This window comes from Lachnoclostridium sp., from assembly GCF_031997925.1.
Lineage (GTDB): Bacteria > Bacillota > Clostridia > Lachnospirales > Lachnospiraceae > Lachnoclostridium.
The window spans coordinates 15,724-29,934 of record NZ_DAMADT010000008.1 but is presented as its reverse complement, the minus strand read 5'-3'; the positions used below and the strand labels follow the sequence as shown (position 1 = coordinate 29,934).

The following is a 14,211-nucleotide window of genomic DNA, read 5'->3' as shown; positions in this document are numbered from 1 at the left end:
ACTATAAATTAGTGCAGACGACGATGCTCCATTTGGATGTCCTTACTGCAATACTCCTTATGAAGTATTAGGTGAAGAGGCTGTACGTAGAGAACTACAGTACGTTCCTGCGAGTGTTAAGGTCCTTGAATATGTCAGCGTTACTTATATATGCCCACAGTGTAAGGAAGATGATGTTCCTTATATCGTTAAGGCCAATGTTCCCAAAGGACTTATGAAACATAGCCTTGCTTCCCCATCGTCAGTTGCTTGGGTAATGTATCAGAAGTATGCCAATGGCTCGCCTCTATACCGACAAGAAAAAGACTGGAGCCAGTATGGAATCGAACTAAGCCGTACGACTCTTGCTAACTGGATTATCTACTGTTCCGAGAAGTATTTTAAGCCTATGTATGAATACTTCCACAAACAGTTACTTAAGCGGCAGTTCCTCATGGCGGATGAGACAACAGTACAAGTGTTGAATGAAGTCCTCATATTGAAATAGCTTGTTACAGTACTGAACTCCTTGTACAGCTGGATTACTATAATCGTATTCCTTACCTTTGGGAACTGCTTCAATAAGGTATCTACGAACATGAGCCCAACAACAGCAACGAATGATATCAGCCACTTTGTTATATCCCTGGTAACCATCCGTTTCAAGGTAACCATGGAAACCAGTCAGGAACTCACCTGCATTATCCCCAGCTCTAGTTGGCGAATACCCATATAAGATAATGGGTGGCAATTCATCTTCACCGGTACGGTATAGCCACATGTATGACTTACTCTGTGGCCTACGTTCTGGTGGGTTACTCCCATGAAAAACGTAAAGAGATGCGTCTTGAACAAGAAAAACCTGTTTTAGATGCTTTTTGGTCATGGCTTGATCACCAGCATCCAGTTCGTAATTCAAGAATGGAGAAAGCTGTTACCTATATCCAGAACCGTCACCAGTTCCTTGTGACCTATCTTGAAGATGGTCGTTGCAGTTTTTCTAATAATCTCAGCGAGAATGCAATTAGACCATTTACAGTCGGAAGAAAGAATTAGTTATTCAGCGATTCAACGAATGGAGCTACCGCTAGTGCTACAGTTTACAGTATCGTAGAAATGGCAAAGGCACATAACTTAAATATATACAAGTATCTTGTTTATCTCCTCGAACATCGCCCGGAGGACACAATGTCAGATAAGGAACTTGAGAGTATGGCTCCTTGGAATCAGGTAGTGCTCGATGTTTGTGGAACAAAATGAAGTAAAATGCTCTAAATATTTGGATTAATAACGGGAAAGTGGTAGTGAAATGCTCCACTTTCCTAATTATTTGGGTGACGTGTTATTATTAAACGCTTACATTTCAACAGCAGGATGTTCCGTGCTAGTTGGGCACTCTAAAGCTCTTATGTTTTCATTTGATTTTATTGGTAGAGTAGCGTCTTTATGAACTAGTTCTAGCTTCACAACTTCTTGCTTTAGTGGAGGTTTTTTCTCATCCGATAAAGCTTCCGGAATTTTAGTCACTTGCTTATGAATACGGGTGACCCAGTTATAAAATGTACTAGAATTAATGTCATGACGTTTACACCATTGATAATCTGAAAGCCCACTATTGCGACATTCCATGATAAGTTGAAGCTTCTCATCAATAGACTTTCTTTTGGTTTTCATAAATGTAAGCCTCCTAAAATAAAGTAAAATGCTCGCATTCTCGCAAAAAAGTGGAGTGAAATACTCATTTTCCTACTAATGATTAAAAGATAAAGATTAGTAAATGGAATCCACCCTGAAATTAGGCGCTTACTTTAATACTAGCCGCTTACGGTATAAAATATAATCCGGGGAGTATGAGTATCCACATTGATGTAGTAAGCGGAGTGGAAGGGCTTATGAGTGCCAGAGAAGAATTTAAGACTATGACAGGATGTGAATTGGAGGAGGAGTGATATAGCTAATAAGAAGTTGCGAAGCAAATTCTCATAAAAGGTGCATCTTTTGCATCGTTAATTCGAGAGTATATTTTTTGGTTCAATCAATAAAAGAAACGGAAACATAAGTAGTTATACTAGAATACTAATATTCCGTTTCTTTTCTATATTTACTGTTTTTTTATTTCTTTAGAATCTTGAATCGCAATTCTATTAATAGCAAACCCAACCCCCATCAACAACCAGAATATTGGAGCCACCGATATACTAGAATCATTTGAGATTCCACTAACCATATAGCTTAAAGTTCCCACTAATATAGCAATACCTAATGCATCTATATTACTAAATTCTTTTTTTCTTATATACAATAGAAGACTTTGTACAAAGTATATACAATAAAATACAATAAAGCAGATTAATGAGATAACCCCTGTTTGAACACCCATTTGTAGGTATAAAGAGTGTGGCTTTGTGATCAATTCTGCACCAAATCCATAGTTTGTCATAGCAACATAATCGTACTGAGGAAATTCAAAAACAAACGTATCTGCACCTGATCCAAGGATAATATGCTTGGATAGTAATGGTAGAGTTCTAGACCATATATAGCCTCTTCCAGATCCAAAGGATTCGTTTCCGGTAAATACCATACTAGATGCAGTTTCTAATGGTGAAAATCGACCGTATCGGTTATAGAATTGATATTGATTGATGTCATTATTATACTTAAAATACCAAGGAGTATTATCAATAAGTAGACCGAAGTCAACGATATCATCCTTTAGTATTATTGGTAATACTCCATCAAAACGACTATCTAGTATTTTAAAAACATACCCATCTTCTGATTCTATTACTTCTGTATTAAGCAGGTTATTATTCATATCATTAATAACTAAGTTATCTTCATTATCTTGTGATACAAAAAAAGTGTTTCCTTTATAAGTAACTTCAACTTGATCTGAAGTTGTTATCAGATTTGTTAAATTAGGATCGACTGTAGTGTTATTATTAAATGCATTTTTAATTGCATTTAAGTAGGCATTATCCTGCATAGCATTAATTACAACGAAGCCAATGCATGCACATGTGACTAGTGGAATTATAATATACCAACATCGTATTAACAATTTTCGTAACAGAACCAATGCGAGCAATAAAGCTACTGCGATACTTATTAAACCTGTTTTGGATTGGGAACCAAACATACTAATAATTTGAGTAATTATAACAAGTCCATATAGCACATATTCATAAGTATTATTCTTGAAAAATAATAAAACGATATACAAAGGAATAATCATAGAAGCATATACACCTACATAATTGGGATTAAATAAGGTAGCGTATGTTCTTCCTTTTTCAAATGTAAAGCTCAAAATAGATGGATCAACACCTTTTTCAGCTATCAATGATTTACCGAAATCGGTATTAAAAAGATCTAACCCAAATGCTTGGAAAGAACCGATCACTCCAAGGATAAGAGCACCAATCGCTAATGCATTTATTAGAAGTTTTATTTCTGAGTAGGACTGTAAAATTAAAAATGTATAATAAACAACCAATGCATATCCAAGCAAACAGAACACATTCTCGAATTGTTCAAATATTCCACTAAAACCAAAAGAACGATGTTGTGATACTAATGTCGAGATTAGGGTTAATACCGCATAAATAATTAGAGGATAAAAAGCTATATGTAGTTTTAAAAATTTTTTGTCGTTCAAAGCTCTTATAACTATTATAAGAAGACAGAGACCAGCAATAAATACAAAAAACCATTGTTTATAATATAGGAAAAAGTCATTTGCTTTATCATCGGCAGGAAACCAGTCATAAGCCCCCAGTCTAGAGCTATAACTATGCATGCTTACAATAAGTGGAAGCACAGTAACAATGAGAAACAGTGGAAATAGTAGTATTAGTGAAGAGGTACTTAAGTGTTGCTTATCTATGTAACCGCTCTTTCTTTTTTTCTTTAAGTTAGTCATTTCTTATTCTCCTTATAAGTATTGTTTCTTTCGATAAAAATGATATAATCATTATACACTATTTGGATATGGATTCAAGAAGTATGTTTTCTTTAAGGTTATTTTGGACTACAACAGATTTGGGGAATAATGATTTCATGGTAGAATATAAAAAATATTTTACTCCTCATCGCTGGATAAGATTTTTATCATTTGCACACATAACTTATATGTGCTATACTAGTTAAGTTACATAAAATAATTTTTGGAGTTGCATATGAAAAAGTATATAAAAGACAAACAGTTATTTTTACGGAGAATGTGTTTAATTTTTATTGATGTGGGAGCTGTTAGCTTAATCAGTATTTTATCTCTATTAATTCGATTTGATTTTGATTATAAGAATATAGATACGCAATATCTTGATGCAATATGGACTTATTTCCCTATTAATATCGTATCAGTACTTCTCATATTCTATATTTTTCGATTGTATCACAGCTTGTGGATATTTGCAGGTATTACTGAATTAGAGAATATTATTGCTGCATCAATTGGGGTTTCTGCCTTACAAGTAATTGGTTTTAGACTTTTAAAGCTTCCGATTCCAAGAAGTTATTTCTTTATATTTCCAGTTTTATTAATTGCAGCTACCATGGCTTCACGGTTTGCTTATCGCGCTTTTCGGGTGAAGTTACGGAAGAGAGAGAATGGGAAGTCCTGTGATAATGTACTGGTAGTTGGTGCTGGAGATGCAGCCAATATGATAATCAAAGAAATAATAAATAGTGACCACATACATAAAGTAGTTAAGTGCATCATAGATGATGCGGAAGATAAATTAGGTCGCTATATCCATGGAATCAAAGTTATTGGTAATCGAGATACTATCATAGATAATGTGATAAAGTATGAGATAAATGAGATTATCATAGCGATGCCATCGGTATCAAGAAAAGAAATCAGTAAAATCTTAGAAATCTGTAAAGAAACAGATTGTAAGCTATATATATTACCTGGAATGTATCAATTCCTAAACGGTGAAGTTGGTGTCTCAGAACTTCGCGGTGTTGAAGTTGAAGATTTATTGGGAAGAGATCCTATAAGAGTTGATTTAAATTCGATTATGGGTTATGTAAAAGACAAGGTAGTATTAATTACTGGCGGTGGCGGCTCCATAGGGAGTGAACTTTGTAGACAAATAGCAGGGCAAAATCCAAAGAAATTAATTATCGTAGATATTTATGAAAATAATGCTTATGATATACAGCAGGAGTTACAGAAAAGATACCCTGATTTAGATCTAGTAACATTGATTGCTTCGGTACGTAATGAGAAGCGACTTGATAAAATTTTTGATACTTATCGACCTAACATTGTTTATCATGCAGCAGCACATAAACATGTGCCATTAATGGAGGATAGCCCTAACGAGGCTGTTAAAAACAATGTTTTTGGAACATTTAAAACTGTCCAAGCTGCTGATAAATATGGCGTTGAGAAATTTGTATTGATTTCATCAGATAAAGCGGTTAATCCTACAAACATCATGGGTGCAACGAAGCGTATTTGTGAGATGATTGTGCAAACATTTAATAGAAAATCTAAAACTGAATTTGTAGCGGTTCGATTTGGTAATGTACTCGGAAGTAATGGAAGTGTAATTCCACTTTTTAAAAAGCAAATTGAAGCAGGTGGACCGGTTACAGTAACACATCCTGATATTATACGTTATTTTATGACAATACCAGAAGCGGTATCCTTAGTTCTACAGGCAGGTGCTTATGCAAAGGGTGGAGAGATATTTGTGCTGGATATGGGAGAGCCAGTAAAAATTCTTGATTTAGCTACAAATCTCATTCGTCTGTCTGGGTATATACCAGGAGTAGATATTAAAATTAAGTTTACTGGATTGAGACCTGGTGAAAAGTTATATGAGGAGCTTCTTATGGAAGAGGAGGGATTAGGTGAAACCGAAAACTCACAGATATTTATTGGGAAGCCTTTAAAGATTAATGAGGAAAAGTTTCTTCTTCAATTAGAGGAGTTATACCCTGCATGTAATAATGAGACAGAGTATATAAGAGAAATGGTGGGAGAAATCGTAGATACCTACTCTTATAATGCGAAAGCAAAAGGAGAAGTTGCAGCTACTGCTGATTAGGTTTCTACAAAAGGTATATCAGAATCTTTTGCTGGAGAAATCAGTTTTTTCAAGAATCGATGTTGTCCAAAGTTGAAGAATATATTTATCTAAATGGCTTCTAAGAATATTAGGAGTCATTTTTTATCCGTATTAGGGCAAGATTGCAAATCATTCTTTTCCTAGAATACTTAGCGGAAACTTACCTATTGTAGCAAGTTTTCCTATATCTACCAAGTTTTAGTATATAACACGTAATAGTACACCATAATTAAAAAAAGGCTGTTTTTATTAGAAATAAATTAAACTCATTTACAACGAAAATTGGACTGTGTTATACTGAAAGAATTATGGGATATTATTCTACTGGAGATAAAATTGTTAAACTAATGTAGGGATAAGATGATAAGTAAAAAATGTTGATTTCAAGTCAGCTTAAGTGTGCTTTAGTTTATATAAAATAATTCAACGAAGAAAGGATACTACTATGAGATTTATAAAAGACATACTATGCGGTATATTAATCGGAATCGCCAATATCATTCCAGGAGTGAGTGGAGGAACTATGGCTGTATCGATGGGAATCTATGATAAAATTATTGGTTCCATCACAAACCTTTTTAAACAATTTAAGAAAAGTGTAATAACCTTGTTTCCTTATGCGATTGGAATGGTAGCAGCAATTATAGGGTTATCCTATTTTATTGAATCCTTTTTTGAAAACTACCCTTTACAAACTAGTTCATTATTTGTAGGGCTTATCTTAGGTGGTGTTCCAATCCTTATAAAAAAAGTGAAAAACCCTTCCACTGGAGGAAAGAGTGCGAGTGGCCAGTTTGATGTTTTAGATGTGGTATTATTTCTAGCATTTTTTGCTCTTATCATACTTCTACAGGTTTTTGGAAGTGGTAAGGAAGCGAAGATTACTTTAACGGTATCTGTATTTCAGATGTTGAAACTATTTATCATAGGCGTTATCGCATCAGCAACGATGGTAATTCCGGGTGTGAGTGGATCAATGATACTCTTAATCCTAGGATATTATAATCCAATTATTGAAACTATAAATTCAACAATCAAGGCATTGTCACCATGGGATTTTAATACGATACTTCATAATGTTGCAATCCTTGCACCATTTGGAATTGGAGTACTTGTCGGTATTTTTGCTATTGCAAAGATTATAGAATTCTTACTTTCTCGTTATGAAAAAAGAACTTACTATGCTATACTTGGTTTAGTTGTTGCCTCACCATTTGCTATTTATATGGGTATTGGTTTTGGAGTTATAACGGTTGCTAGTGTTATCGTAAGTGCTTTAACATTTGCAATAGGGTTTGTTGTAGCGTATTATTTAGGAAGAGAATAAGTTGATTTGCAAAGGAATTATATAAATTGTTAGGGAACTAGATATGTTGTAGGGGAATTATATAGATTGCAATGGAGTTATATAAATTGCAAGGAGTTATATAAATTGCATGAGAATTAAATAAGCTGCAAGGAAATTAATTAGTTTACAATGGAATTAGTTTTGTGCGAATGCACTAGAATGTAGGATAGAATGAAAAGAAAATTAATATATTTATTATCAGTAATGCTTTTATTATCACTGACTAGCTATGGAGCGATAAAAATAAAAGGTGAAAATAAGCAGTATCAGGGGGAGGGACTTACGATAGTCACCTCCTTTTATCCGATGTATATTGCTTCTCTTAATATAGCGGATGGAATCGATGGAGTACAGGTGGTGAACTTAACGGAGAATCAAACTGGCTGTGTCCATGATTATCAGCTAACGACGAAGGATATGAGAACTTTATCGGGAGCGCAGGTCGTTGTATTAAATGGTGGTGAGATGGAAGAATTTATGGAAGATGTACTAGATCAACAGGAAGGAATTCAAATAATTGATTCTAGCGCTGGTATGAAATTCTTGACTGGTAGCACTCATGACCATAACCATGAGGAGAATGGCGATCAACAAGAGGATTCACATGTTCATAACCATAGTAACATTAATGGGCATGTATGGCTTAATGTAGAGCGTTATATGAAACAAATACAAACAATCACGGATGGACTCTGTAAAATAGATCCATTGCATGAAGGGATGTATCGTAAGAACGAAGAAACGTATTTAGTAAAGGTACAATCATTAAAAGGTGAGTTTGATTCCTTAAAAGAGATTACATCAGGTACTGAAATCATTATTTTCCATGATTCTTTTGCTTATCTTGCGGAAGAGCTTGGAATGGAAGTGGTACATGCAGTCAATACCGATGGTGAAACAGCACTGAGTGCTGGTGAGATTGCAGAAGTAGTGGAAGAAATAAAACTTCATGATATCGCATATCTATTTACAGAAGAGCAGTACGAGCATACTATTGCAGAGCGAATCGAGGCAGAAACCAATGCAACGGTGTATGTGATGGACTCCTTAGTAACAGGGGGACTTGATAAGGATTCGTATCTTAAGGGAATGAAAAAGAATATTGAGATATTAAAGGAAGCTTTCGCAGTAAAGAATAAGTGAAAGACTAAGTGAATGAGTAAGAGAAAGAGTAAGTGAAAAAGTAAATGAAAGAGTAAGTATTGGTATCAAAGATTCCATTGTTATAAATAGGTGTTAATAGCCAGAATTGAGGATAGTATGGAACAACAAAAATCATCCCCTAATATAAAGAAGGATAAATCTCAGATTGAGCTTACTTGTTCTTCTTGTATAAAACAGCATGAATCCTGCTCAAAGGGAGCCTGTGGTCGTCATTGTATTCGAATGAATAATATCGGTGTTACAATAGGAAAGACAACGATTATTGAGCATATTAATTTGCATATCCACTGTGGCAAATTAACAGTTATCATAGGGAAAAATGGCGCTGGAAAATCGACTTTAATTAAAGCTATTCTTGGCGAACTAAAGCATGAGGGAACCATAGAATTTAAAGATATGAAGAATAATACTCTTCCAAAGATGACGGTAGGGTACGTTCCACAATCACTAAATGTGGAGAAAAATACACCGACCAGTGTCTATGATATGTTTGCAGGATTCATTGATCGTCGTCCTGTATTTTTACCAAGAAAAAAACGTCTATATGAGGATATCAAAGAAAAACTTCGTTTTTTTGAAGCTCAGGACTTAATTGATAAGAGAGTTTGCGATTTATCTGGTGGAGAATTACAAAGAGTAATGCTATCCATCGCATGTACTCCAACACCAAACTTACTATTACTTGACGAACCGGTATCCGGAATAGATCGAAATGGTATGGAACTTTTTTATAAAAATATCGCAATGCTTAAAAATAACTACGACTGCGCATTTATCTTAGTTTCTCATGATTTAAAATTTGTAGAGAAATATGCCGATTATGTAATATTGTTGGATAAGCATATCTTAAAAGAGGGAACACCAAAAGAAGTTTTATCAAGTAAAGAATTTAAAGAGGTTTTTGGAGCGTAGTCATTATAAAAAATCATATAAAGGGTAAAAAACCATGGATACAATTTATCATTTAATGGAAGCAGTGCTTCCGTTCGACTTTATTTCCTACAATTTTATGAAAAATGCATTGTTAGCGGTTTTAGTAATCACACCGTTATTTGGTATGTTAGGTACTATGATCGTAAATAACAAACTTGCGTTTTTCTCAGATGCATTAGGTCATTCCGTGTTCACAGGAATGGCGATTGGCGTAATACTTGGAATAGGGGATACGAACATTTCTACGATTGCATTTGCGGTAGTATTTGCATTGTTACTTAACTATATTAAGAGAAATAACACTGCGTCTACGGATACTATAATTTCAGTATTTTCCTCTACTAGTACAGCGATTGGTCTAGTCATATTATCAAGTGGTGGTAATTTTTCAAAATACTCCTCCTTATTTGTTGGAGATATATTAAGTATTACACCGGAAGAAATAGGATTATTAGTAATCATCTTTGCTGTTACACTAGTCTTTTTTGCAACATGCTTTAATAAGTTGCATTCCTTAAGTTTGAATACTAGCCTGGCAAGAAGCAAAGGAGTAAATATAAGTGTAATTGAGAATTTATTTTCAGTATTGATTGCCCTAATTGTCATGTTATCCATAAAGTGGGTGGGGTTACTAATCCTAAATGCACTATTGATATTACCTGCTGCAGCGTCAAGAAATATCTCCTCGAATATGAGAGAGTATCATCTGTTTAGTATTATTATATCAGTATTTTCTGGTATCTTGGGATTAATCTTAAGTTATTACTTAAACCTTGCAACTGGTCCGATGATCGTAATTATTTCAGCAGTTATATTCTTTTCTACGTTATGGATAAAGGGTCAAGTGGAGAGCTAAACTTTCGGAATTCAAGAAACTTTTTATCAGAAGATAGTACTATTCGTAACTAAATAGTCACAGTAAAGTGAATGTTAGCAAAATTACTCTCGCGAAATATACAAAACTCACAAAGAACAACGATTTGTTGTAACGAAAATGAACGAAAATTATGGAATTATGTTGGCTTGATATTGTAAAACTTTACAAAATTTGCTATACTGACTTCAGACCAACATATTAGAGGTGATAAAGTGCAGAAAAATTGGGTCATTTATATTAAAATTATCGTAAACCTATTATTAACAATCCTGTTAGGAGTACTTATACTGTTTGTTGGACCAAAGTTATTAGCGTTCTTTCTTCCGTTTGTAGTGGCTTATATATTATCACTAATTGCGAATCCACTTGTTAAGTTTATGGAAAAAAGAATTAAGATAGCTAGAAAGCATGGTTCTGCCATTATCATCATACTAGTATTGGCTCTAATATTTGGCTTGCTCTATTTGGTTTTATCAATGCTATTTCATGAGATATATAATCTAATTTCTGATTTACCAAATATTGCACAGCAAATCGTCGAATCCCTAGAAGGTATTTCTACTAAGTTTGCAAGTCTGTATGAAGCACTTCCACAAGGCTTAAAGTCGGTCGTAGATAATCTTAATACTAGTACACAAGGAATGCTAGACAAGTTGTTAAGTGGGGTGGATTTAACCAGTGTCTTAAAGGCTGCAGGGGTTGTCATGAATTTTGCCAATACGTTATTTATGATGATCATTACAATATTGGCTACTTACTTCTTTATTGTAGACCGGGATAAGATAATTACAGCTGTAAACAAAATTTTACCAGAGTCTGTGAAGCGATTTAACCGTATCATCAGCGATAATTTTAAAACAGCAGTTGGGGGCTATTTTAAAGCTCAGTTTAAAATTATGATGATACTTATGGTGGTAATGTTTCTAACATTTGAGTTTATGGGAATAAGCTATTCATTTTTACTAGCCCTTGCCATAGCAGTCATCGATTTTTTACCGGTGTTTGGAACAGGATTAGTATTCTGGCCATGGTCAGTTATTTCATTTATAAATGAAAATTATGTAGAAGCCATAGTGATATTAGTACTATATCTTGCTTGCCAAATCATTAAACAGGTATTACAACCTAAAATGGTAGGAGACAGCATTGGAGTCAAACCTTTTCAAACCCTCATCTTTATGTTTATTGGGTATAAACTATATGGATTTGTTGGTCTGATCTTTGGTATTCCAGTAGGAATGGTACTAATTAGTCTTTATCGACTTGGAATGTTTGAACGTATCATACGAGGTGTCAAGATAATAGCTGCTGGTATCAATGATTTCAGAAAGTACTAAATTTTAGAACAATCAGCCCAAAATGCATCAGACTCAAAAGAATGGATATATCTAAGAGGGGAACCAATTTGAAGGGAAAGGATTAATATGAGCGGGGATGTAATAGGAAAATCATCGAAGGAAAAAATCATCAGCGTAAACCAAATCCGAGAGATTTTGGATATGTACAACATTGGGAAAAAGCCATTGGCAAAGTTACTGGGGTGGGGAGAGACCACAGTAATTCGCTATCTGGAAGGAGATATTCCAACTTCAGAATATACAGAAAAATTACAAGAGATCGCAGAAAGCCCAATGTATTATTATCGTATCCTTATGGAGAACCAAAATAAAATTACTAATGTGGCTTTCAAGAAAAGTAAAAAAGCTGTGTTGGAAGTCATGATGCGCTCGAAGCTTCATGCAGCAACACAATATATCATTAATCAGACTAATGCTGAAATTAATGTTAGGCAGATTGAATATATATTATATTACTCTCAAATACTTTCTTTAGTTTTTTTTGGAGAAGAGATATTTGAAGAAGATGCACAATTGACTTACAATCAGATGCCTTATTTAAACCTCTACGAGGTGCTTAAGAAGCAGGGGATTCGCACAATTGAAATGAACCCTGATAAGTTAAGTCGAAATGATAAGGATATTTTAGACTGTGTCCATAATGCATGTGGTTGGTATGGAAATAAAGCTTTTATTGCTATCTTATCAATGGAGAGAAAGGCTACGGAGGATTTAATAGAAAGCCTTAATAGCAAAATCTTAACGAAAGACTGTCTAAGAAATGTATACGGTAAGATGTTTGGTAATTTCCAAATAAAACGCTATCAAGATTTTCCGAAGTATCTACAACAGAGACTCAGTCAGGCACTTGGAAGAGATACTTTATTTTCAACGAATACATATAAAGAAATATAACAATAGTAAGTTGTGTAATACATAATGAAAAACGGTTCGCGGATTATGAGTTATCTTACTTCGCGAACTGTTTTTTTCATATATATCCTAGGAAGATTGTTGGAGTAATATTTTTTTCATCTATATCCTAGGAAGATTGTTGGAGTAATATTTTTTTCATCTATATCTTAGGATGTCTGGAGTAATATTTTTTCATTTATATCCTAGCAAGTTAGTTAGAGTAATATTTTTTGCTTACCAATGTCCTAGAGTGGTGATATGTAAGTATTTAAAAAGAAAAAGGATGAAAGATAAAAGTGGTATATCAAACAATTCTGAAGGACAGTGTTTCATTATTTCAAGTGAAGATTCATCTCCCACCTAAGAGGTTGGGAGTATTCTTGTAAGCATATAGATAAAAATTATAAAAGGTGGTTTTAGTTAATATGAAGGAAGAACGTATTGTAAAGGAATTTTGTAAATTAGTTGAGATTGATTCTCCCTCTTTTGGGGAACGGGAAATGGCGGATCAGTTAAAAACCTATCTTGTGGAACTAGGATTTGAGGTTATGGAAGATAAGGCAGGGGAACATTATAACGGAAACTGCGGCAATATCTATGGTTTTTTACAAGGAGAACTGCCAGGAGATCCAATTCTTTTTTCAGCTCATATGGATACGGTGGAACCTTCAAGGAATAAAAAAGCAGTGGTTCACAAGGATGGGAGAATCACCAGTGATGGCACTACTGTGCTTGGAGCGGATGATATTTCCGGTATTGTTGCTATCTTAGAAGCGATAAGAACAATAAAAGAACACGGCATTCCCCATCGTAGTATTGAGGTACTATTTGCGATTGCGGAGGAAGTCTATATACGAGGAAGCGAGGTTTTCGACTATTCCTTAATTCGTGCAAAGGAAGCATATGTCCTTGATTTAACCGGAGAAGTTGGGACAGCGGCACTAAGCGCACCGACACTTGTTTCTTTTACCGCTAAGATGGTTGGAAAAGCAGCTCATGCAGGATTTGCTCCAGAGAATGGGATAAATGCAATTGCTGCGGTAGCAGATGCTACCTGCCAGGTAAAACAAGGGCGTATTGATGAGATTACAACAGTAAACATAGGCAAAATTTCTGGTGGTTTGGCAAAAAATATTGTATCGGAAGCTTGCGTTATCGAAGGAGAAGCTAGAAGCTTGAACCATGAGAAAGCTGTGCTTGAAGTAGATAAAATTCAAGATATTTTTAAAGCTACTGCGAAAAAATACGGTGCAGAGTGTGATTTTATGACATCCTTTGGCTGTATCGCCTATGAAATAGACAGAACGAATCCTGTCGTTATGAAATATGAAGAAGCTTGCAATAAGCTAGAAATTCCGACCAAATATATAGAGACCTTTGGAGGAAGTGATAATAATAATTTTGTTCTTCATGGAATCACCGGAATTGTCATAGCATGTGGAATGAACAAGGTGCATTCCACAGAAGAGTATACTTTAGTTTCTGAACTTATAAAATGTAGTAAAATCGTTTATGAGCTAATGACGGTATAATTATCATAGGCATAAGAAAACCCCAAACTTCTTAGAT

11 protein-coding genes and 2 pseudogenes are annotated in these 14,211 nt (G+C 34.5%); 10 read left to right on the top strand and 3 right to left on the bottom strand.

The features are described from left to right. Nucleotides 1–7: 7 nt before the first annotated feature. The gene (locus RTP52_RS20355) at nt 8–487 is read left to right on the top strand and encodes an IS66 family transposase (RefSeq protein WP_312370349.1); all 480 of its coding nucleotides are present in this window, start codon (nt 8–10) and stop codon (nt 485–487) included. Here the strand turns inward: RTP52_RS20355 and RTP52_RS07470 are convergent. Next, nucleotides 467–796, bottom strand: a pseudogene (locus RTP52_RS07470) (IS66 family transposase); the annotation flags it as partial. The gene RTP52_RS20355 and the pseudogene RTP52_RS07470 overlap by 21 nt on opposite strands. Before the next feature lie 8 nt (nt 797–804). On the opposite strand from RTP52_RS07470, the pseudogene RTP52_RS07465 reads away from it, so the two are divergent. Then, nucleotides 805–1,239, top strand: a pseudogene (locus RTP52_RS07465) (IS66 family transposase); the annotation flags it as partial. 96 nt (nt 1,240–1,335) lie between these two features. Here RTP52_RS07465 and tnpA read toward each other — a convergent pair. Both tnpA and RTP52_RS07455 read right to left on the bottom strand, forming a co-directional pair. Then, the gene (gene tnpA, locus RTP52_RS07460) at nt 1,336–1,653 is read right to left on the bottom strand and encodes an IS66 family insertion sequence element accessory protein TnpA (RefSeq protein WP_312370237.1); all 318 of its coding nucleotides are present in this window, start codon (nt 1,651–1,653) and stop codon (nt 1,336–1,338) included. 427 nt (nt 1,654–2,080) lie between these two features. Continuing rightward, a complete protein-coding gene (locus tag RTP52_RS07455) occupies nt 2,081–3,904 on the bottom strand; it encodes an O-antigen ligase family protein (protein ID WP_312370234.1) in 1,824 nt (607 codons plus the stop codon). Between the two features lie 256 nt (nt 3,905–4,160). Here RTP52_RS07455 and RTP52_RS07450 point away from each other — a divergent pair, with 256 nt between their 5' ends. The 8 genes from RTP52_RS07450 (at nt 4,161) to RTP52_RS07415 (ending at nt 14,174) form a co-directional block, all read left to right on the top strand. Then, a complete protein-coding gene (locus RTP52_RS07450; protein ID WP_312370232.1) occupies nt 4,161–6,047 on the top strand; it encodes a polysaccharide biosynthesis protein in 1,887 nt (628 codons plus the stop codon). A gap of 466 nt (nt 6,048–6,513) precedes the next feature. Next, on the top strand, nt 6,514–7,395 hold the full coding sequence (locus tag RTP52_RS07445; protein WP_312102913.1) for a DUF368 domain-containing protein: 882 nt from the start codon (nt 6,514–6,516) through the stop codon (nt 7,393–7,395). Nucleotides 7,396–7,587: 192 nt separating this feature from the next. Next, nucleotides 7,588–8,559, top strand: coding sequence for a metal ABC transporter substrate-binding protein (locus tag RTP52_RS07440; protein ID WP_312102911.1), 972 nt, complete (start codon nt 7,588–7,590; stop codon nt 8,557–8,559). Nucleotides 8,560–8,676: 117 nt separating this feature from the next. After that, nucleotides 8,677–9,492 (top strand): metal ABC transporter ATP-binding protein, encoded by an 816-nt coding sequence (locus tag RTP52_RS07435; RefSeq protein ID WP_312102908.1) that lies wholly within the window; start codon nt 8,677–8,679, stop codon nt 9,490–9,492. Between the two features lie 34 nt (nt 9,493–9,526). Beyond that, nucleotides 9,527–10,369, top strand: coding sequence for a metal ABC transporter permease (locus tag RTP52_RS07430; RefSeq protein ID WP_312102906.1), 843 nt, complete (start codon nt 9,527–9,529; stop codon nt 10,367–10,369). Nucleotides 10,370–10,602: 233 nt separating this feature from the next. Beyond that, nucleotides 10,603–11,727, top strand: a complete 1,125-nt coding sequence (gene ytvI, locus RTP52_RS07425) for a sporulation integral membrane protein YtvI (RefSeq protein ID WP_312370229.1) — start codon at nt 10,603–10,605, stop codon at nt 11,725–11,727. 87 nt (nt 11,728–11,814) lie between these two features. Then, complete coding sequence (locus RTP52_RS07420) at nt 11,815–12,642, top strand: hypothetical protein (protein WP_312370227.1); 828 nt, start codon at nt 11,815–11,817, stop codon at nt 12,640–12,642. Between the two features lie 425 nt (nt 12,643–13,067). After that, a complete protein-coding gene (locus tag RTP52_RS07415; protein WP_312102899.1) occupies nt 13,068–14,174 on the top strand; it encodes a M20/M25/M40 family metallo-hydrolase in 1,107 nt (368 codons plus the stop codon). Nucleotides 14,175–14,211 lie beyond the last annotated feature (37 nt).